General features: G+C 63.5%; 14 protein-coding genes and 1 other RNA gene. 8 read left to right on the top strand and 7 right to left on the bottom strand.

Features of this window, described 5'->3' with window-relative positions:
- The first annotated feature begins 137 nt into the window (after positions 1-137).
- Positions 138-893 (top strand): GntR family transcriptional regulator, encoded by a 756-nt coding sequence (locus ACOKS3_RS08665; protein WP_103446554.1) that lies wholly within the window; start codon positions 138-140, stop codon positions 891-893.
- 155 nt (positions 894-1,048) lie between these two features.
- Positions 1,049-1,747: an aquaporin Z gene (gene aqpZ, locus ACOKS3_RS08670; RefSeq protein WP_103446555.1), complete on the top strand. Its 699-nt coding sequence runs from the start codon at positions 1,049-1,051 to the stop codon at positions 1,745-1,747.
- On the opposite strand, the gene guaD is transcribed toward aqpZ, so the two are convergent.
- From guaD to xdhA, 4 genes are all read right to left on the bottom strand, one after another.
- The gene (guaD, locus tag ACOKS3_RS08675; RefSeq protein WP_422763250.1) at positions 1,744-3,048 is read right to left on the bottom strand and encodes a guanine deaminase; all 1,305 of its coding nucleotides are present in this window, start codon (positions 3,046-3,048) and stop codon (positions 1,744-1,746) included. The two genes, aqpZ and guaD, sit on opposite strands and share 4 nt — an antisense overlap.
- A 10-nt stretch (positions 3,049-3,058) precedes the next feature.
- Positions 3,059-3,904, bottom strand: coding sequence for a xanthine dehydrogenase accessory protein XdhC (gene xdhC, locus ACOKS3_RS08680; protein ID WP_103446557.1), 846 nt, complete (start codon positions 3,902-3,904; stop codon positions 3,059-3,061).
- A gap of 73 nt (positions 3,905-3,977) precedes the next feature.
- Positions 3,978-6,377: a xanthine dehydrogenase molybdopterin binding subunit gene (xdhB, locus tag ACOKS3_RS08685; RefSeq protein WP_422763251.1), complete on the bottom strand. Its 2,400-nt coding sequence runs from the start codon at positions 6,375-6,377 to the stop codon at positions 3,978-3,980.
- Positions 6,370-7,824, bottom strand: coding sequence for a xanthine dehydrogenase small subunit (xdhA, locus tag ACOKS3_RS08690; protein ID WP_103446559.1), 1,455 nt, complete (start codon positions 7,822-7,824; stop codon positions 6,370-6,372). The genes xdhB and xdhA overlap by 8 nt, the downstream gene beginning before the upstream one ends.
- 267 nt (positions 7,825-8,091) lie before the next feature.
- Between xdhA and ACOKS3_RS08695 the strand changes: the two genes are divergently transcribed.
- From ACOKS3_RS08695 to ffs, 5 genes are all read left to right on the top strand, one after another.
- Positions 8,092-8,751: a GntR family transcriptional regulator gene (locus ACOKS3_RS08695; RefSeq protein WP_103446560.1), complete on the top strand. Its 660-nt coding sequence runs from the start codon at positions 8,092-8,094 to the stop codon at positions 8,749-8,751.
- A gap of 3 nt (positions 8,752-8,754) precedes the next feature.
- A complete protein-coding gene (gene smc, locus ACOKS3_RS08700; RefSeq protein WP_422763252.1) occupies positions 8,755-12,243 on the top strand; it encodes a chromosome segregation protein SMC in 3,489 nt (1,162 codons plus the stop codon).
- Between the two features lie 204 nt (positions 12,244-12,447).
- A complete protein-coding gene (gene zipA, locus ACOKS3_RS08705; RefSeq protein ID WP_103446562.1) occupies positions 12,448-13,338 on the top strand; it encodes a cell division protein ZipA in 891 nt (296 codons plus the stop codon).
- Between the two features lie 100 nt (positions 13,339-13,438).
- Positions 13,439-15,769 (top strand): NAD-dependent DNA ligase LigA, encoded by a 2,331-nt coding sequence (gene ligA / locus ACOKS3_RS08710; protein ID WP_422763253.1) that lies wholly within the window; start codon positions 13,439-13,441, stop codon positions 15,767-15,769.
- Positions 15,770-15,966: 197 nt separating this feature from the next.
- Positions 15,967-16,063, top strand: an RNA gene (gene ffs, locus ACOKS3_RS08715) — signal recognition particle sRNA small type.
- A gap of 73 nt (positions 16,064-16,136) precedes the next feature.
- Here the strand turns inward: ffs and ACOKS3_RS08720 are convergent.
- From ACOKS3_RS08720 to ACOKS3_RS08730, 3 genes are all read right to left on the bottom strand, one after another.
- Positions 16,137-16,316, bottom strand: a complete 180-nt coding sequence (locus ACOKS3_RS08720) for a hypothetical protein (RefSeq protein ID WP_103446564.1) — start codon at positions 16,314-16,316, stop codon at positions 16,137-16,139.
- 18 nt (positions 16,317-16,334) lie between these two features.
- Entirely contained in the window at positions 16,335-16,526 is a 192-nt protein-coding gene (locus ACOKS3_RS08725) for a hypothetical protein (RefSeq protein WP_103446565.1), read from the bottom strand.
- A 580-nt stretch (positions 16,527-17,106) separates the two neighbouring features.
- Positions 17,107-17,874, bottom strand: a complete 768-nt coding sequence (locus ACOKS3_RS08730) for a substrate-binding periplasmic protein (RefSeq protein ID WP_103446566.1) — start codon at positions 17,872-17,874, stop codon at positions 17,107-17,109.
- 123 nt (positions 17,875-17,997) lie between these two features.
- On the opposite strand from ACOKS3_RS08730, the gene dnaX reads away from it, so the two are divergent.
- A complete protein-coding gene (gene dnaX / locus ACOKS3_RS08735; protein ID WP_422763254.1) occupies positions 17,998-20,010 on the top strand; it encodes a DNA polymerase III subunit gamma/tau in 2,013 nt (670 codons plus the stop codon).
- Positions 20,011-20,018: the final 8 nt, after the last annotated feature.

Here is a 20,018-nt window from a genome sequence, read left to right on the forward strand (position 1 = left end):
CAAAGAATGCAAATAATGTTTTATCTTTTGTGTGCGCAATGCGTCGTATAACGGCTATATAGGTAAAACGCCCCCTGCGGAATCGCCTCAGCCTGTGTACAATGGCGCCATACTTTCTCTTCGTGCCTCGAGAGCCCATGAACGAACAGCTGCAACCTCTGAAAAAACCTGCGCGCACTGGCAAGGCCGGCCGCAGTGGTACCCAGGACGACATCGTCTACGCGCACATCTTCGAGGCGATCCTCGAGCAGCGATTGGCGCCGGGCACCAAGTTGAGCGAGGAAGCGCTGGGCGAGATCTTTGGCGTCAGCCGCACCATCATCCGCCGCGCCCTGTCGCGCCTGGCCCACGAAAGCGTGGTGCTGCTGCGGCCGAACCGCGGTGCCGTGGTGGCCAGCCCGACGGTGGAAGAGGCGCGTCAGGTGTTTTTCTCGCGGCGCATGGTCGAACGTGCCATTACCGAACTGGCCGTGCAGCACGCGACGCTGGAGCAGCTCAACGAACTGCGCCAGATGGTCCGCGAGGAGCGCGACAGCTTCTCCCGTGGCGATCGTGGCGCCGGTATCCGCCTTTCCGGCGAGTTCCACCTCAAGTTGGCCGAAGCCGCAGGCAACGCCCCGCTGGTCAGCTTCCAGCGCAGCCTGGTGTCGCAGACTTCGCTGATCATTGCCCAGTATGAGACCGGCACGCGCTCACACTGCTCATACGACGAGCACATGCAACTGATCGATGCGATTGAGGCGCGTGATGCCGAACAGGCGGTGAGCCTGATGATGCACCACATGGACCATATCGACAGCAAGCTGAACCTGGACGAGGAAAGCGCCTCGGACGATCTGCATGCGGTGTTCTCCCACCTGCTGAAAAAGCCCAAGGCATCCGCCAAGGGTTGATCGTTTGCCTGGGCGGCAGGGCTGCGGTCTTTGTAGGAGCGGCGGTGCGGCGATCCTACAAAATAGCTAAACCTCTGCTAAATTTTTGTGAGCAAACCTTCATCAAGCAGTTGGGCTTGCGCGTCCATTGCGTTCCACTACTTGAGGAAAGGTCGATGACCATGTCTCTGGGTACACGGATGGGGGCCGAGATGGTCGGCACCTTCTGGTTGGTTCTTGGTGGTTGTGGCAGTGCCGTAATCGCAGCCAGTTCTCCCGTCGGCATCGGTGTGCTGGGTGTCGCCTTCGCCTTCGGTCTCACCGTGCTGACCATGGCCTTTGCCATCGGTCATATCTCCGGTTGTCATCTCAACCCCGCCGTGTCGTTCGGGCTGGTGGTCGGTGGGCGCTTCCCGGCCAAAGAGCTGCTGCCCTATGTGATCGCCCAGGTGATCGGCGCCATCCTGGCCGCTGGCGTGATCTATCTCATCGCCAGCGGCAAGGCCGGCTTCGAGCTGTCCTCGGGCCTTGCGTCCAACGGCTACGCCGACCATTCGCCTGGCGGCTACACGCTGGGCGCGGGCTTTGTCAGTGAAGTGGTGATGACCGCGATGTTCCTGGTGGTGATCATGGGCGCCACCGACGCGCGTGCCCCGGCAGGCTTCGCGCCGATTGCCATCGGCCTGGCCCTGACCCTGATCCATCTGATCTCGATCCCGGTGACCAATACCTCGGTCAACCCCGCGCGCAGCACTGGGCCGGCACTGTTCGTCGGCGGCTGGGCATTGCAGCAGCTGTGGCTGTTCTGGGTGGCGCCGCTGATCGGAGCTGCGATCGGCGGCGCGCTGTACCGGGGCCTGGCGAAAGAACCTTAGCGCTGGTGCACGCAACGCCCGGCGGCGTAAGTTTCGCGCACGGTGCGGTCGTCACCCAGGGTGGTTAGCACGAACAGGGTTTCCTCGATGCTGCTGGACTGCTGGATGCGGTAGTCCAGCAGCGGCGTGGCTTTGTAGTCGAGCACCACGAAGTCTGCATCGTTGCCCGGGCGCAGGCTGCCGATACGGTCGTCCAGGCGCAGTGCACGCGCGCCACCGAGGGTGGCCAGGTACAGCGACTTGTACGGGTGCAGCCGCGCGCCTTGCAGCTGCATCACCTTGTACGCCTCGTTCAGGGTGTTGAGCAGCGAGAAGCTGGTGCCGGCGCCGACGTCGGTACCGAGGCCTACGTTGACCTTGAAGCGCTCGGCCTGGGGCAGGTTGAACAGGCCGCTGCCGAGGAACAGGTTGGAGGTCGGGCAGAAGGCCACGGCCGAGCCGGTTTCCGCCAGGCGCTGGCATTCGCTGTCGCACAGGTGCACGCCGTGGGCGAACACCGAGCGCTCGCTGAGCAGCTGGAAGTGGTCGTAGACGTCCAGGTAGCCTTTCTGCTCGGGGAACAGCTCCTTCACCCAGTCGATTTCCTTGAGGTTCTCGGACAGGTGGGTGTGCATGTACAGGCCCGGGTATTCCTTCAGCAGCTGACCGGCCAAGGCCAGTTGTTCCGGCGTGCTGGTCGGCGCGAAGCGTGGGGTCACGGCATAGTGCAGGCGACCCTTTCCGTGCCAGCGCTCGATCAACTGCTTGCTTTCGGTGTAACCGGACTCGGCGGTGTCGGTCAAGTAGTCTGGGGCGTTGCGGTCCATCATCACCTTGCCGGCAATCATCCGCAGGTCCAGGCACTCAGCTTCTTCGAACAGGGCATTGACCGACTGCGGGTGCACACTGCCGAACACCAGGGCGGTGGTGGTGCCGTTGCGCAGCAGTTCCTTGAGGAAGATCTTCGCCACCTTGTCGGCGTGGTCCTTGTCGGCGAACTGCTTCTCGCAAGGGAAGGTGTAGGTATTCAGCCAGTCCAGCAGCTGTTCGCCGTAGGAACCGATCATGCCGGTCTGCGGGAAGTGGATGTGGGTATCGATGAAGCCCGGGGTGATCAGCGCGTCCTGGTAATGCACCACCTCGATGTCGGCTGCGAGGTTCGGCAGCAGCTCGCTGGCAGGGCCGACGGCGCTGATGCGGCCATCGTCGATCACCAGCAGGCCGTCCTCGAAGTACTCATGGGAAGCGTCCAGGCCTACCTCGGCCGGGTCGGCGATGCTGTGCAGGATGGCGGCACGGTAGGCTTTGCGGGTAACGGTCATAACACACTCGTCAAATGGCTTGGCTGCGCCGGGAGGGCGGCAGCAACTGGGCAATAGGGCCGGCGTTGGCGGCAGCGTCGTGCTGGCCGAAGCAGGCGTTGTAGGTGGCAATGATTTCACCGGCGATGGACACGGCAATCTCGATCGGCAGCTTGCCCTTGACCTCGGGCAGGCCCATCGGGCAGCGCATGCGCGCCAGCACGGCATCGTCGTAACCGCGCTCGCGCAGGCGGTGCTCGAACTTGACCCGCTTGGTCTTCGAGCCGATCAGGCCGAACCAGGTGAAATCGTTGCGCTTGAGAATGGCGGCGGTCAGTTCCAGGTCGAGCTGGTGATTGTGGGTCATGACGATGCAGTAGCTGCCTGGCGGCAAATCCGCGACTTCGTCGACCGGTTCTTCACTGACGACCTTGCTCACCCCGTTGGGGATGAGTTCGGGGAATTCCTGTTCACGCGAGTCGATCCAGCGCACCCGGCAGGGTAGCGCGGCGAGCAAGGGTACCAGAGCACGGCCGACATGGCCCGCGCCGAACACGGCGATGTGCGCCTGCACCGCAGCCATCGGCTCGAACAGCAGCACGGTGGCGCCGCCGCAGCACTGGCCGAGGCTGGCACCGAGGCTGAAGCGCTCCAGGTGCGGGGTGTTGCGGTGCTCCGCGAGCATCTGCCGGGCGATGTGCAGGGCCTTGTATTCCAGGTGGCCGCCGCCGATGGTGTCGAACAGGCCGGTGGCGCTGACGACCATCTTCGAGCCGGCGTTGCGTGGGGTCGAACCGCGCTCCTCGATGATGGTCACCAGCACGCAGGCTTCGCCGCGGGACTGGTGGTCGGCGAGGGCGTTGATCCATTGGTGCATGATTCAACCTCTCTAGAGATCGACGCGGTCGCTGTGGGAGCGGGTAAACCCGCTCCCACACGGGCCTGCGTTGTCAGTGAGTCACGGTTTCGAGTTCGGCTTCGGCGGGTTGGGCGTCGGCCACCGCCTTGCGCATCTGCTCGCAACCCCACAAAACCCGCTCCGGCGTCGCCGGCGCATCCACCTGTGGCTGCACGCGGTAGTCGGCAATGCTGGCCACGGCGTCCTTGAGCGCACACCAGGCAGCGATGCCAAGCATGAACGGCGGCTCGCCCACGGCTTTGGAGTGGAACACGGTGTCTTCCGGGTTCTTGCGGTTTTCCACCAGCTTCACCCGCAGGTCCAGCGGCATGTCGGCCACCGCCGGTATCTTGTAGCTGGCCGGGCCGTTGGTCATCAGCTTGCCCTTGGCGTTCCACACCAGCTCTTCGGTGGTCAGCCAGCCCATGCCCTGGATGAAGCCGCCTTCGACCTGGCCGATGTCGATGGCCGGGTTCAGCGAGTCGCCCACGTCATGCAGGATGTCGGCGCGCAGCATCTTGTACTCACCGGTCAGGGTGTCGACGATCACTTCCACGCAGGCGGCGCCGAAGGCGAAGTAGTAGAACGGCCGGCCGCGCGCCTGGCTGCGGTCGTAGTAGATCTTCGGCGTGCGGTAGAAGCCGGTGGTCGACAGCGACACCTGGGCGAAGTAGGCCTGCTGCACCAATTGCTCGAAGCTGACGATCTGGTCACGCACGCGCACGTGGCCGTTGCGGAACTCGACGTCTTCCTCGGTCACCTGGTAGTGCCGTGCGGCAAACTCGGTGAGGCGCTTCTTGAGGATCTCGGCGGCGTTCTGGGCGGCCTTGCCGTTCAGGTCGGCGCCACTCGAAGCGGCGGTCGGCGAGGTATTGGGCACCTTGTCGGTGTTGGTGGCGGTGATCTGGATGCGGCTGAAGTCGACCTGGAACACCTGCGCCACCACCTGTGCCACCTTGGTGTTCAGGCCCTGGCCCATCTCGGTGCCGCCATGGTTCAGGTGAATGCTGCCGTCGGTGTAGATGTGGATCAGCGCACCGGCCTGGTTGAGGAAGGTGGCGGTGAACGAGATACCGAACTTGACCGGGGTCAGCGCCAGGCCTTTCTTCAGCACTGGGCTGTTGGCGTTGAAACGGCGGATCGACTCGCGGCGCTCGGCATAGTCGCTGCTGGCTTCCAGTTCGGCGGTCATCTCTTCGAGCATGTTGTGCTCGACAGTCTGGTAGTAGTGGGTGACGTTGCGCTCGCTCTTGCCGTAATAGTTGGCCTTGCGCACGGCCAGCGGGTCGCGGCCCAGGTGGCGGGCGATGTGATCCATCACCTGTTCGATGGCGACCATCCCCTGCGGGCCGCCGAAGCCGCGGTAGGCGGTGTTGGAGGCGGTGTTGGTCTTGCAGCGGTGACCGTGCACGGTGGCATCGCCCAGGTAATAGGCGTTGTCGGAGTGGAACATGGCGCGGTCGACAATCGAACCAGACAGGTCGGGCGAGTAGCCGCAGTTGCCGGCCAGGTCGAGGTTGATGCCGTGCAGGCGGCCGTCGTCGTCGAAGCCGACGTCGTACTCCACATAGAACGGGTGGCGCTTGCCGGTCATGGTCATGTCTTCGACCCGCGGCAGGCGCATCTTGGTTGGCTGGCCGGTCAGGCGCGCGACCACCGCGCACAGGCAGGCCGGGCTTGCCGCCTGGGTTTCCTTGCCGCCGAAGCCGCCGCCCATGCGGCGCATGTCCAGTACCACCTTGTTCATCGGCACGTCGAGCACTTCGGCGACCAGCTTCTGCACTTCGGTGGGGTTTTGCGTGGAGCAGTAGACGATCATGCCGCCGTCCTCGGTGGGCATCACCGAAGAAATCTGGGTTTCCAGGTAGAAGTGCTCTTGGCCGCCGATGTGCAAGGTGCCTTGCAGGCGGTGCGGGGCGCTGGCCAGGGCGGCGGCCGAATCGCCGCGCTGGTGGGTGTGGCTGTCGAGCACGAAGTGCTTCTTGCGCAGGGCATCGACCACGTCCAGCACCGGCTCCAGGTCTTCGTACTCGACGATGGCGGCCATGGCCGCACGCCGCGCGGTATCCAGGTCGCGGGCCGCCACGGCGAGCACCGGCTGGCCGAAGAACTCGACCTTGTCGATGGCCAGCAACGGGTCGCCAGCGACCACCGGGCCGATGTCCTTCAGGCCCGGGATGTCTTCGTGGGTGATAGCGATGCGCACGCCTTCGAAGGCGTAACAGGGCGTGGTGTCAATGCGCACGATGCGCGCATGGGCACGGTCTGCGGTGCGCGCATAGACATGCAACTGGTTGGGGAATTCCAGGCGGTCATCGATGTACAGCGCTTCGCCCGATACATGCTTGTCGGCGCTGTCGTGCTTGACGCTGCGGCCGACCCCGGTGGTCAGGTCCTGGCTGAACAGTTCGGCCATCTCGGCCTGGCTCTTGGCTACGTGATGGTTAGACATAGTCGGTCACCCGGGTCTCGATGTAGGGCGTTTGCTGTTCGATGAAGTACTTGCGCAGCAGGTTCTGCGCGGTCAGCAGGCGGTATTCCTTGCTGGCGCGGAAGTCGCTGAGCGGGGTGAAGTCTTCGGCCAGGGCCTGGCAGGCGCGTTCGACGTTGGCCTGGTTCCACGGTTTGCCGCGCAAGGCGGCTTCGCAGGCGCGGGCGCGTTTCGGAATGGCCGCCATGCCGCCAAACGCGATGCGCACGCCGCTGACCACACCGTCTTCGATGCTCAGGTTGAAGGCGCCGCACACGGCGGAGATATCGTCGTCCAGGCGTTTGGACACTTTATAGGCACGGAAGGCCCAGTCGTTGCTGGCGCGTGGCACGATGATCTTCTCGATGAACTCGCTGTCCTGGCGGGCCGTGATGCGGTAGTCGATGAAGTAGTCTTCCAGCGGCATGACCCGCTGGCGCTCGCCTTGGCGCAGCACCACCTGCGCATCCAGGGCAATCAGCAGGGGCGGCGAGTCACCGATCGGCGAGGCGTTGCCGATGTTGCCGCCGAGGGTGCCCTGGTTGCGAATCTGCAGCGAGGCGAAGCGGTGTAGCAGGTCGCCGAAGTCGGGGTATTCCTGGTTGAGTGCGCCGTAGCAGTCGGTGAGCGGGGTGGCGGCGCCGATTTCCAGATGGCTGGCGGTCTTGTCGATGCGCTTGAGTTCGGCGACGTGGCCGACGTAGATCATCACTGGCAGGGTCTTGTGGAACTGGGTGACTTCCAGCGCCAGGTCGGTGCCACCGGCCAGCAGGCGGGCTTCAGGGTGCGAGCTGTACAGGTCGGCCAGGTCGGCCACGGTCAGTGGCACCAGGCAGCGCTTGTCACCACTGTTGAGCTCGCCGGTCTGGGTCGGGGCGATAGCCTTGAGGCGGGCGATGGTCTGCCCCTGCTGGGCGTCGAACTGGTCGCGGCAGGGCAGGCGGCAGCTTTGCTCGGCGGCGTCGAGGATCGGGCGGTAACCGGTGCAACGGCACAGGTTGCCGGCCAGAGCTTCCTGGGCCTGGTGCAGGTCGGCGCCCTGGCTGTTCTTCTGCAGGGCGAACAGCGACATGACGAAACCGGGGGTGCAGAAGCCGCATTGCGAGCCATGGCAATCGGCCATAGCCTGCTGCACGCTGTGCAGTTGGCCGTTGTGCTTGAGGCCTTCGACGCTGATCAGTTGCTTGCCGTGCAAGGAGGAAACGAAGGTCAGGCAGGAGTTCAGGCTGCGGTAGCGCAGGCTGTCCTCGCCCTGTTCATCCTGGACAAGCTCGCCGACCACCACGGTGCAAGCGCCGCAGTCGCCACTGGCGCAGCCTTCCTTGGTGCCGGGTTTGCCCAGGTGCTCACGCAGGTACTGCAGCACCGTCATGTTCGGGTCCAGGGCATGCTCACTACGCAACTCCTGGTTGACGAGAAACTGGATCACGGGGATGGCCTCGCAATGGTTTTATTGTTGTTGGGCGGACAATAAGCAGACCTGTCGCAGTGGTCAATATTTTTCTGACTCAAAGGTCAGGAAATTGCGTATGTCGATGCCCAGCCGAATTCAGTGCCCCTATCACAAGCATAGATCGCGCCGTGTGGCCGGCTGCCTGGCGGGCCAAATAAAGCGCCATGCCCCTCTGCGCGTGCGCTGGGCAAGTGCGCTACAATCGCTCCCTTGTGCCCAGTTCAATGATTTTGAAGGAAAACCATGACGTTCAAGGCGCCGGACAGCCTCTCCGAGCAGATTGCCGATTACCTGGCCGAACGCATCATTCGCGGCGAGCTTGCGCCCGGTGAGCGGATCCAGGAGCAGAAGGTCACCCAGGCCCTCAGCGTCAGCCGCGGCTCGGTGCGCGAAGCGTTATTGATCCTCGAACGTCGCCATCTGGTCGCGATCTTGCCGCGACGTGGCGCCCATGTCACCGAACTGGACGAGCGTAGCGTGCGCAGCCTGTGCACTCTGATGGGCGAGTTCTACATCCTGCTGGGCAACGCCGTTGCCCAGAAATGGCGCCTGGAAGCCGACCTGCGCCCGTTTCTGGACATCCAGCAGCGCCTGCAGCAGGCACGCGATCATCAGGACATCAAGGTGTTCGTCGCCGAGAGCTTCGCGGTGATGCGCGCTGCTTACCCCTTCGCCGACAACCCTTATCTGCAGGAAACCGTGGAAAACCTGCAGCCGGCCATGAGTCGTGCCTACTACCTGGCCCTGGATCAGCGCCAGGCCAACATGGACGACTACCTCGACCTGTTCGCCCGCCTGCTCGAAGCCGTGGTTGCCCGTGACCTGTCGCGCATCCGCGAGGTGCTCACCGCCTATGGCCAGCGCAGCTGCGAACTGGTGCTGGCGGCGCTGGCCCGAGGCTGACCGATGCGCCTGAAGTGCATTCGCCTGGCCGGGTTCAAGTCGTTTGTCGACCCGACCACGGTCAACTTCCCCAGCAACATGGCGGCCGTGGTCGGGCCCAACGGCTGCGGCAAGTCCAACATCATCGACGCGGTGCGCTGGGTGATGGGCGAGAGTTCGGCGAAGAACCTGCGCGGCGAGTCGATGACCGACGTCATCTTCAATGGCTCCACCAGCCGTAAGCCGGTGAGCCAGGCCAGTATCGAACTGGTGTTCGACAACAGCGAAACCACCTTGCTGGGTGAATATGCCGCGTATGCGGAGATTTCCATTCGCCGCAAGGTCACCCGCGACGGGCAGAACAGCTATTACCTGAACGGCACCAAATGCCGCCGTCGGGACATCACCGACATCTTCCTCGGCACCGGCCTGGGCCCGCGCAGCTACTCGATCATCGAGCAGGGCATGATCTCCAAGCTGATCGAAGCCAAGCCCGAAGAGTTGCGCAACTTCATCGAAGAGGCGGCCGGCATCTCCAAGTACAAGGAGCGCCGCCGCGAGACCGAGAGTCGCATCCGTCGCACCCAGGAGAACCTGGCGCGGCTGACCGACCTGCGCGAAGAGCTGGAACGCCAGCTCGAACGCCTGCACCGTCAGGCCCAGGCCGCCGAGAAGTATCGCGAATACAAGGCCCAGGAACGCCAGCTCAAGGCGCGCCTGTCGGCATTGCGCTGGCGCGACCTGGACGAGCGTGTGCGCCAGCGCGAGACGGCCATCGGCGATCAGGACATTGCCCATGAGGCGCTGGTTGCCGAGCAGCGCAATGCCGATGCCAGCATCGAGCGCCTGCGTGACGGCCACCATGAGTTATCTGAACGTTTCAACCAGGTACAGGGCCGCTTCTATTCGGTGGCCGGTGATATCGCCCGGGTAGAGCAGAGCATCCAGCACGGCCAGCAGCGCCTGCGCCAGTTGCAGGACGACTTCAAGGAAGCCGAGCGCACCCGTCAGGAAACCGAATCCCACCTGGGCCATGACCGCACCCTGCTGGCCACCCTGGGTGAAGAGCTGGCCGTGCTCGAGCCGGAGCAGGAACTGACCCTGGCCGCCGCCGAAGAGTCCGCCGCTACCCTCGAAGAGGCCGAACTGGGCATGCACGGCTGGCAGGAGCAGTGGGACGGCTTCAATACCCGCTCTGCCGAGCCACGGCGTCAGGCCGAAGTACAGCAGGCGCGCCTGCAGCAGCTGGAAACCAGCCTGGAGCGCCTGGCCGATCGACAGCGCAAGCTGGTCGAGGAAGGCGAGCAACTGGGTGTGGAGCCACAGGATGCCACTCTGATCGATCTCTCCGAGCAACTGGCCAGCAGCGAGATGCTGCTCGAAGAGTTGCAGTTGTCGGAGGAACAGGTAGTCGAGCGCCTGGAAAGCGTGCGCGAGCAACTGCAGCAAGCCACCCATGCCCAACAACAGCAACAGGGTGACCTGCAACGCCTCGGCGGCCGCCTGGCTTCGCTGGAGGCGCTGCAGCAGGCTGCGCTAGAGCCGGGCGTCGGCGCCGCCGACTGGCTGCGCGAGCAAGGCCTGGAGCAGCGCCCGCGCCTGGCGGAGGGCCTGCGCGTGGAGCCGGGTTGGGAGCTGGCGGTGGAAACCGTGCTCGGTGCCGATCTGCAGGCCGTGCTGCTGGATGATTTTGCCGGGCTGGACTTCAGCGGCCTGGAGCAGGGCGAGCTACGCCTGTTGCTGGCAGCTGGTGACAGTGAGCGTCTGCCCGGCAGCCTGCTCGACAAGGTCGAAGGGCACATCGACCTGGCTCCGTGGCTGGGCCGGGTACAGCCGGTCGAAGACCTTGCCGAGGCCCTGGCACGGCGCGCCGCATTGGCTGAAGGGCAGAGCCTGGTCAGCCGGGATGGCTACTGGGTTGGCCGCCATTTCCTGCGCGTCAGCCGGGGTGGCGAGGCCCAAGGTGGCGTGCTTGCCCGTGGCCAGGAAATCGAGCGCCTGGGTCAGGAACAGCTTGAGCTTGAAGCAGCGCTGGAGCAGCTGGACCAGCAGCTTCAGGCAACCCGCGAGCAGCAGCTCGAGCTGGAGGAGCAGCGTGAACAGCTGCGCCGCCGCACTCAGGATGAAAGCCGCCAGCATGGCGAGCTCAAGGCCAGCCTCTCCGCTGGCCGCGCCCGCGCCGAGCAGGTGGAGCTACGTCGCCGTCGCTTGCAGGAAGAACTGATCGAGCTTCAGGAGCAGCGAGCCCTGGAGCAGGAGCAGCTGGGCGAGGCGCGCTTGGTGCTGCAGGAGGCTCTGGACCTGATGGCCCAGGACACCGAGCAGCGCGAAAAGCTGATGGCGCGCCGCGACACCCTGCGCGAAGGCCTCGATCGTATCCGCCAGGAGGCCCGTCAGCACAAGGGCCACGCCCACCAGCTGGCCGTACGCCTGGGTTCGCTGCGTGCGCAGCACGACTCCACCCGTCAGGCCCTGGAGCGCCTGGAGCAGCAGGCGGCACGCCTGAGCGAGCGCCAGGAGCAGCTGAGCCTGAACCTCGAAGAAGGTGAGGCGCCGCTCGAAGAGCTGCGCCTGAAGCTCGAAGAGTTGCTGGAGCGGCGCATGAGCGTCGACGAAGAAATGCGCCTGGCACGCCTGCACATGGATGAGGCCGATCGCGCACTGCGCGATGCCGAAAAGCGCCGCACCCAAGCCGAACAGCAAGCCCAGTTGTTGCGCGGTCAACTGGAACAGATGCGCTTGGAGAGCCAGGGATTGGATATCCGCCGCAAAACGCTGCAGGAACAATTGCTGGCCGACGGCTACGATTTGCAGGGCGTGCTCGCCACCGTCGAGGCCGATGCCAGCGAGCAGGGCACCGAGCAGGAACTGGAGCAGGTCGAAGGCCGCATCCAGCGCCTGGGTGCGATCAACCTGGCCGCCATCGAGGAGTACGAACAACAGTCCGAGCGCAAGCGTTACCTGGACGCCCAGGATGCCGACCTGGTCGAGGCTCTGGAGACCCTGGAAAACGTAATCCGCAAGATCGACAAGGAGACCCGCAACCGCTTCAAGGATACCTTTGATCAGATAAATGCCGGATTACAGGCACTTTTTCCAAAAGTTTTCGGTGGTGGCAGCGCTTATCTGGAACTGACGGGCGAAGATCTACTCGATACAGGGGTGACGATCATGGCGCGTCCGCCGGGCAAGAAGAACAGCACCATCCATCTGCTGTCCGGCGGCGAGAAGGCACTGACCGCATTGGCGCTGGTGTTTGCCATCTTCAAGTTGAACCCCGCACCGTTCTGCATGCTCGACGAGGTCGATGCGCCGCTGGACGATGCCAACGTCGGGCGGTACGCCCGGCTGGTCAAGGAAATGAGTGAGAGCGTGCAGTTCATCTACATCACCCATAACAAGATTGCCATGGAGATGGCGGATCAATTGATGGGGGTGACCATGCACGAGCCCGGTTGCTCACGTCTTGTTGCAGTTGATGTGGAGGAGGCCCTGGCCATGGTAGACGCCTGATGAGCGAAGATAGGGCGAAAACTGTAGGCAAATGCCCCTGTCATGTGCGACAGACGGTGTAAAGTTGTCTTTGGTCGTGCTAGCTTAATGTCACTCGTTTTTTGCGTGGGTAAAACGCCTGTCAGAACATAGAGTTGGCGCCACGTGTTAAAGGGCTTTGAACCCTTTGTTTTCAAGCATATTTTTATAGAGGCACGGGATTACATGGAAATCGGTCTGCGCGAGTGGCTGATCGTCATCGGCGTCATTGTCATCGCCGGTATTCTTTTCGACGGCTGGCGCCGCATGCGCGGCGGAAAAGGCAAGCTGAAATTCCGTCTGGATCGCAGTTATTCCAACCTGCCGGACGAGGAGGGCAACGCTGAAGTGCTCGGCCCGTCGCGGGTGCTGGATGCCCAGAAGGAGCCTGAACTGGACGAGGCCGACCTGCCGTCGCTCAGTGCACCGGCGCGTGAGCGCGAACGTGAGCGCGAGCCGAAGCCGGCCAAGGCCAGCAAGCGCGGTAAGCGCCCGGCAGAAGCGCAGCAGCAGGGCGACCTGAACCTGGCTGCCGAGCCGCGTGAACCCGACCTGTTCGCCGATGCCGACGAAGATTTCGCCGCCGACAATACCCGCAGCAGCGGCTTTGCTGCCACCGGCAATGCAACCAAGGAGTTGCCACCGGTCGAGGAAGTGCTGGTGATCAGCGTGATTTCCCGCGACGAAGGCGGCTTCAAGGGACCGGCCCTGCTGCAGAACATCCTTGAAAGCGGCCTGCGTTTCGGCGAGATGGACATCTTCCACCGCCACGAAAGCATGGCCGGTCACGGTGAAGTGCTGTTCTCCATGGCCAACGCGGTCAAGCCGGGCATCTTCGACCTGGACGACATCGACCACTTCAGCACCCGTGCCGTGAGCTTCTTCCTCGGCCTGCCAGGCCCACGTCATCCGAAACAGGCCTTCGATGTGATGGTGGCGGCTGCGCGCAAGCTGGCCCACGAGCTGAATGGCGAACTGAAGGACGACCAGCGCAGCGTGCTGACCGCCCAGACCATCGAGCACTACCGCCAGCGCATCGTCGAGTTCGAGCGCCGTGCGCTGACCCAGAAACGCTGATGTGCCCAAGTGGGCGGACCTGGCCTCGGTCTCGCCCACCCTGTTTCAAGCGCAAGAGCAGCCCTGGGCTGCTCTTTTGCTTTGCAAGAGAACCTGAAAAATGACCGCCGAAACCCGAATCCACGCACTGCGCGCCGAACTCGACCAGCACAACTACCGCTACTACGTGCTCGACGAGCCGAGCGTGCCCGATGCCGAATACGACCGCCTGTTCAACGAACTCAAGGCGCTCGAAGCCGAGCACCCGCACCTGGTGACCCCCGACTCGCCCACCCAGCGTGTCGGCGGCACTGCCTTGGCAGCCTTCAGTCAGGTACGTCATGAAGTGCCGATGCTCAGCCTGGGTAATGCCTTCGAGGAAGGCGACCTGCGCGAGTTCGGCCGCCGGGTGGTCGAGGGGCTTGACCAGCCTGGCGCGGTGGACTTCAGCTGCGAGCCGAAACTCGATGGCCTGGCGGTGAGCCTGCTGTACCGTGACGGCCAGTTGGTGCAGGGTGCCACCCGTGGCGACGGCACCACCGGCGAGGACATCAGCGCCAACGTGCGCACCGTGCGCAACATCCCGCTGAAGCTGCAGGGCGAAGGCTGGCCCGCCGTGCTTGAAGTGCGCGGTGAGGTGTACATGAGCAAGGCCGGTTTCGACCGCCTCAATGCTGCCCAGGCTGAAGCGGGCGGCAAGACCTTCGCCAACCCGCGCAACGCCGCTGCCGGCAGCCTGCGCCAGCTGGATTCGAAGATCACCGCCAGCCGCCCGCTGGAATTCTGCTGCTACGGCGTCGGGCAGGTTTCCGAGAGCATCGGCGAAAGCCACATCGGCATCCTTGAGCAACTCAAGCAGTGGGGGCTGCCGATCAGTCGCGAGCTCAGGCATGCGGCCGGTATTGAAGAGTGCCTGGCCTACTACCGAGACATTGCCGAGCGGCGCAACAGCCTGCCGTATGAAATCGACGGCGTGGTGTTCAAGGTCAACAGCCTGGCTGCCCAGCGCGAGCTGGGTTTCCGCGCGCGTGAGCCGCGTTGGGCCATTGCCCACAAGTTCCCGGCCATGGAAGAGCTCACCGAAGTGCTGGACGTGGAATTCCAGGTCGGCCGTACCGGCGCGGTCACGCCCGTGGCGCGCCTGAAGCCGGTCAAAGTGGCAGGTGTGACGGTGTCCAATGCCACCCTGCACAACATGGACGAAATCGCCCGGCTGGGGCTGCGCATCGGTGACACGGTGATCATCCGCCGTGCCGGTGACGTGATCCCGCAGGTCATGCAGGTGGTACTTGAGCGCCGTCCCGAAGATGCGCGCCCGGTACTGGTGCCGAGCGAATGCCCGGTCTGTGGCTCGCAGGTCGAGCGAACCCAGCTGGTCAAGCGCAGCAAGGGCAAGGAAACCACCAGTGAAGGTGCCGTGTACCGCTGCGTCGGCCGCTTGGCCTGCGCTGCCCAGCTCAAGCAGGCGATCATTCATTACGTCTCGCGCCGCGCCATGGACATCGATGGCCTGGGCGAGAAAAGCGTCGAGCAACTGGTGGATGAAGGCCTGATCAGCTCGCCGGCCGACCTGTACAGGCTGGAATTCGATCAGATCGTCGGCCTGGAGGGCTTTGCCGAGGTTTCCAGCAAGAAGCTGCTGGACGCCATCGAAGCCAGCAAGCGCCCGAGCCTGGCGCGCTTCATCTACGCCTTGGGCATACCGGATGTCGGCGAGGAGACCGCCAAGGTCCTGGCCCGCTCGCTGGGCAGCCTGGCCCGCGTGCAGCAGGCGCTGCCGCAGGTGCTGACCTACCTGCCGGACATCGGCCTGGAAGTTGCCTACGAGATCCACAACTTCTTTGAGGACGAGCACAACCGCAAGGTCATCGAGCAGTTGCTGGCCTGTGGCATGCAGCTGCAGGATGAAGGCGAGTTGGCTGCCGAGTTCGCCGCCAGCACGACCCTTGCCGGCATGATCGCCAAGCTGGACATCGCCTCGGTCGGCCCGACCGGTGCCGAGAAGCTGGTCGCCAAGCTCGACAGCCTGGACAAGATCATCGCTGCGGACGGCATCGACCTGCGCCAGGCCCTGGCGGCGAAGCAGGCCGATGCGGTGCGCGAGTTCTTCAAGGATGAGGCCAACCAAAAGCTGGCCCGAGATATCGAAGCCCAGCTGTTGGCCTTCGGTATGCACTGGAGCAGCGAGAAGAAGGTGGCCGAAGGCCTGCCACTTGCTGGCCAGACGTGGGTACTGACGGGGTCCCTGGAGCGCTTCAGCCGCGACATCGCCAAGGAGAAGCTGGAGGGGCTAGGCGCCAAGGTGGCCGGCTCCGTCTCTGGCAAGACCCACTGTGTGGTGGCTGGCCCTGGTGCGGGTTCCAAGCTGGCCAAGGCCAGTGAGCTTGGGGTGAAGGTGCTGGATGAAGAGGCTTTCGTAGCCTTCCTGGCGGAGCAGGGCATCACTGTCTGACCTTTTGCGGCCGCTCCTACAGGCATATGAGGTGCCTGTGGGGGTGGGTTTACCCGCGAAGAGGCAGGCCCTGCCATGCGCAACTCTGACAAGTCATTGAGAAATGATGACTTTTTCTCACCCTAGAGGTTGTATCTTCGCCCCAGACCGGTACAATGGCGCGGCTCGCTGCTTGGCGAGCTGTGTAGTGGTGGCCCCATCGGTCCCCCCGCATTGATTACCCGTTAACCTGGTCAGGCCCGGAAGGGAGCAGCCATAGCGGGAACATCGAGTGCCGGGGTGTGGCTGGTGGGGACGCCTCCATTTTCGGGGTTTGAAAAAAATCATTCGGCCCTGCGCATCACCTCTTCCATCTTTTGATCGCTGCTTACAGCTGTCGCATGATCCAGGTGCCGACAACGATCACGATCAACGAAAACCCTGCTCCCATGCCAAAAGGTATCAGCACTTCCCAAGGGGAGGCGTTTCTGGCTTTGCGCATGTCTTCTTGCAGTGCCTCGATCTCAAGGTACATTTCCTCGCGTATTTCCTGAATGGAGCGTCGCATGGTTGTTCCTCTGGGTGATTATTTGATCAGAAGGCTGATGATTCCGCTCAGGGCTGCCAATGTGGTGGAACCGACGATGAAGGGATAACAGAAGGTCTCACGGTTGAGCTTGTTCACTTCGGCAGTAAATTTTCGGGCTTCAGCGCTGAGCCTCTGTTTTTCGATCAGTAATTTGTCGAGTTCCAGATTGTCACGGTCGTCCTGACGCATGAGGCTTCCTTTTGCAATAGCGAAAAGCGTGTGCGGCTATTTTGTTCTGTTTCCTTGCCTAGGGAAATCGTTCGTTTCAGATGTCGCTGTAGTTTCTGTGGACTTAAAACCTCGGTAACTCAAGGGCTGCAGTGCTCACGGGAAGTTTTCCTGGGACAAAAAGAGAAATCTCCTACAAGCATTCATCTCCTGAAGAATTATCCAACGCAACTTGTCGCCACCCGTCTGATTGTCCCTGGGAAGCCCGCCCTTTAGCATTTTGTGGTCGCTGTCGGTTCGGCGATCGGGTGTGGAAGCCCAGCAAGTACACTGGCGGTTGTCGTTATGGCAGCTGTGCGCGGGAGGTATTCGTACCTGCCGGGTTTGCCGTGTACCTGGTCTTCCACCCCGTGTACAGCTGCCACCCTTCTGCGTGGAAGCAAAAGGAGCGCAGCACAATCAACACGGAGCTGTTATGGAAAAGATTGTTCCAGACCCACCCCATAACCTTGACTTTAAACCAGGCAAAGTCCTGTCACAGGCCATCAGCGAGAGCATTGTCCCGATGGAATATGTGCTGAAGGTTGGATTTCCATCCGGCTCAAGGCTGAACCACCGAAATCTCCTCTGAATACCCCACTGCCCCATACCTCTGAACAATCCTGTCGATTTCCCCCAACTGCTTCATCCGCACCAGGGCGCGCAAAACCCCCTGGGTCGGTATCGCCGGATCATTCCTCACCATGCACCCCAGCGCCTGTTCCTCCAGCACGGCCTGCACCTGCAGCCGCTGCCCGGCCGGCAAACCCTGGTTGAACCACTGCAATGACAGCTCATTGCTCACCGCATGCTGATACCGCCCGACCTGCAACTTCTGCAGCGCCAGTTGCTGGCTGCGGCTGTCCTCCCGCAGCAGGCGCCCCTGGGCAAACAGCGGCTCCAAGGTGCCGTAGGCATACCCCAGCACCGTGCCGATCGCCTGCGGTGGCAGTTGTTCAGGGCGAGCAGGGGTGGCGTCGCCAGGCCGCCCGACCAGCACGTCGCGCTGCAGAATCAACGGAATGCTCCAGACGAAATTCCCCGGCCGATCATTGAACCACTGGCTGCTCACATAGCAGCGCACATCGATGTCACCCGCATCCATTGCCTGTTGCAGGCGCAGGCGGGCCATCACGTGGTACTCCGGGCGCACGCCGGCCTCCCGGGCCAGTGCCTGGATCAGGTCGAATACCAGGCCCTCCACCGGCTGGTCGCCTTCGACCCGTACCAGTGGCATGCTCCAGCTCTCGGCCACGGAAAAGCGCAGCACCGGGAGGTCCGCCAGGCTGTGGGTGGTCCAGAGCAATAGCAGGGCCAGCAAACGTCGCAATGCACATCCTCCTTGAACAGCGCGCCAGTTGCTTAGCTTAGACGAGCCGTGCAGGGTGCAATTTTGCCCCCGCTCCGCTAGCATTAGCGATCTTCCGCTCGATCAGGCTGCGATGGTTTTTCGATGAGTTATCAGGTTCTTGCACGTAAATGGCGTCCGCGCTCGTTCCGCGAAATGGTCGGCCAGACCCATGTGCTCAAGGCCTTGATCAATGCCTTGGACAACCAGCGCCTGCACCACGCCTACCTGTTCACCGGTACGCGGGGTGTGGGCAAGACCACCATTGCGCGAATCATCGCCAAATGCCTCAACTGCGAGACCGGCATCACCTCCACGCCCTGTGGCACCTGTTCGGTATGCCGGGAGATCGACGAGGGCCGCTTCGTCGACCTGATCGAGATCGACGCCGCGAGCCGCACCAAGGTCGAGGACACCCGCGAACTGCTCGATAACGTGCAGTACGCGCCAAGCCGTGGGCGCTTCAAGGTCTACCTGATCGACGAAGTGCACATGCTCTCCACCCACTCGTTCAACGCCTTGCTCAAGACGCTGGAAGAGCCGCCGCCCTACGTCAAGTTCATCCTTGCCACCACCGACCCGCAGAAGCTGCCGGCGACCATCCTGTCGCGCTGCTTGCAGTTCTCGCTGAAGAACATGAGCCCGGAGCGGGTGGTCGAGCATCTGAGCCACGTGCTGCAGGCCGAGAACGTGCCGTTCGAGCCGGATGCCCTGTGGCTGCTCGGCCGTGCGGCCGATGGTTCGATGCGGGACGCCATGAGCCTGACCGATCAGGCCATCGCCTTCGGCGAGGGCAAGGTATTGGCCGCCGATGTGCGCGCCATGCTCGGCAGCCTCGATCATGGCCAGGTCTATGGCGTGCTGCAGGCGCTGCTCGAAGGTGATGCGCGGGCGCTGCTCGAAGCCGTGCGCAACCTGGCCGAGCAGGGGCCGGACTGGAGCGGCGTGCTGGCCGAAATGCTCAATGTGCTGCACCGCGTGGCCATTGCCCAGGCGCTGCCCGAGGCGGTCGACAACGGCCAGGGCGATCGCGACCGGGTGTTGGCGCTGGCCTCGGCATTACCGGCCGAAGATGTGCAGTTCTACTACCAGATGGGCCTGATCGGGCGCCGCGACCTGCCGTTGGCGCCGGACCCGAGGGGCGGTTTCGAAATGGTCCTGTTGCGCATGCTGGCGTTCCGCCCGGCAGATACCGACGATGCGCCGAAACCGGTGCTAAAGCCAGTGGGGATCAGCCAGGCCACAGCTGATCCGGCAACCCCGGTGGCAGCGCCAGCCGTTGCTGTCGAGGCGCCCGCCGTTGAGCCGCCGCAGCCTGCGCCCGTGGCGCCGGCCCCGCAGGCTGAGGCCGCAGCGGTTGTGGAGCCAGAGCCTGAACCAGAGCCAGAAGTTGCCGCGCCTGAGCCGGTGGTGGAGGAGGTCATCGACCTGCCCTGGGAGGAGCCTGCTGCTGCGCCTGCGCCCGAGCCAGCACCCGCTCCGGTTGCAGCCTCGCAGAACGCCCAGCCGGCCTACGACGAGCCGCCCTTCGACCCGTCCGCCTACGCTTCGGCTGGCATGGACCGCGACGACGAGCCGCCCATGGATGAGGACTACTACGGTGGCGAAAGCGACCCGGTAGGCTTCAGCTACCTCGACGAGCTGGCCGAACACGTTCAGGAGGAAGCACCTGCCGCCGCCCCCGAGCCACTGCCGGCTGCTCAGCCCGCGACCGGCCTGGCCCTGCAATGGCTGGAATTATTCCCACAGTTGCCTGTGTCCGGCATGACAGGCAACATCGCTGCAAACTGTACGCTGATGGCCGCCGACGGCGACGACTGGCTGCTGCACCTGGACCCAGGCCAGGGCGCGCTGTTCAATACCACCCAGCAACGCCGGCTGAACGAGGCGCTCAACCAGCACCTGGGGCGCACCCTGAACCTGCGGATCGAGCTGATTCGCCCCGAGCAGGAGACCCCGGCCCAGGCAGCCTCACGCAAGCGTGCCGAGCGCCAGCAGGACGCGGTGCTGTCGATCGAGCAGGATCCGTTGATCCAGCAGATGATCAAGCAGTTCGGTGCCACGGTGCGACAGGATACTATTGAGCCTGTAGACGCCCTGGTCAGCCAGGGCCAGTAATCGATAAC

The organism is Pseudomonas sp. HS6-2 (assembly GCF_049325675.2).
Lineage (GTDB): Bacteria > Pseudomonadota > Gammaproteobacteria > Pseudomonadales > Pseudomonadaceae > Aquipseudomonas > Aquipseudomonas putida_N.

Excerpts from the sequence above, each read along its gene's own strand:
- ACOKS3_RS08665 (WP_103446554.1), top strand. The coding sequence starts at position 138 with ATGAACGAACAGCTGCAACCTCTGAAAAAACCTGCGCGCACTGGCAAG.
- aqpZ (WP_103446555.1), top strand. The coding sequence starts at position 1,049 with ATGACCATGTCTCTGGGTACACGGATGGGGGCCGAGATGGTCGGCACC.
- guaD (WP_422763250.1), bottom strand. The coding sequence starts at position 3,048 with ATGACCGTTACCCGCAAAGCCTACCGTGCCGCCATCCTGCACAGCATC.
- xdhC (WP_103446557.1), bottom strand. The coding sequence starts at position 3,904 with ATGCACCAATGGATCAACGCCCTCGCCGACCACCAGTCCCGCGGCGAA.
- xdhB (WP_422763251.1), bottom strand. The coding sequence starts at position 6,377 with ATGTCTAACCATCACGTAGCCAAGAGCCAGGCCGAGATGGCCGAACTG.
- ACOKS3_RS08695 (WP_103446560.1), top strand. The coding sequence starts at position 8,092 with ATGACGTTCAAGGCGCCGGACAGCCTCTCCGAGCAGATTGCCGATTAC.
- smc (WP_422763252.1), top strand. The coding sequence starts at position 8,755 with ATGCGCCTGAAGTGCATTCGCCTGGCCGGGTTCAAGTCGTTTGTCGAC.
- zipA (WP_103446562.1), top strand. The coding sequence starts at position 12,448 with ATGGAAATCGGTCTGCGCGAGTGGCTGATCGTCATCGGCGTCATTGTC.
- ligA (WP_422763253.1), top strand. The coding sequence starts at position 13,439 with ATGACCGCCGAAACCCGAATCCACGCACTGCGCGCCGAACTCGACCAG.
- ACOKS3_RS08720 (WP_103446564.1), bottom strand. The coding sequence starts at position 16,316 with ATGCGACGCTCCATTCAGGAAATACGCGAGGAAATGTACCTTGAGATC.
- ACOKS3_RS08725 (WP_103446565.1), bottom strand. The coding sequence starts at position 16,526 with ATGCGTCAGGACGACCGTGACAATCTGGAACTCGACAAATTACTGATC.
- dnaX (WP_422763254.1), top strand. The coding sequence starts at position 17,998 with ATGAGTTATCAGGTTCTTGCACGTAAATGGCGTCCGCGCTCGTTCCGC.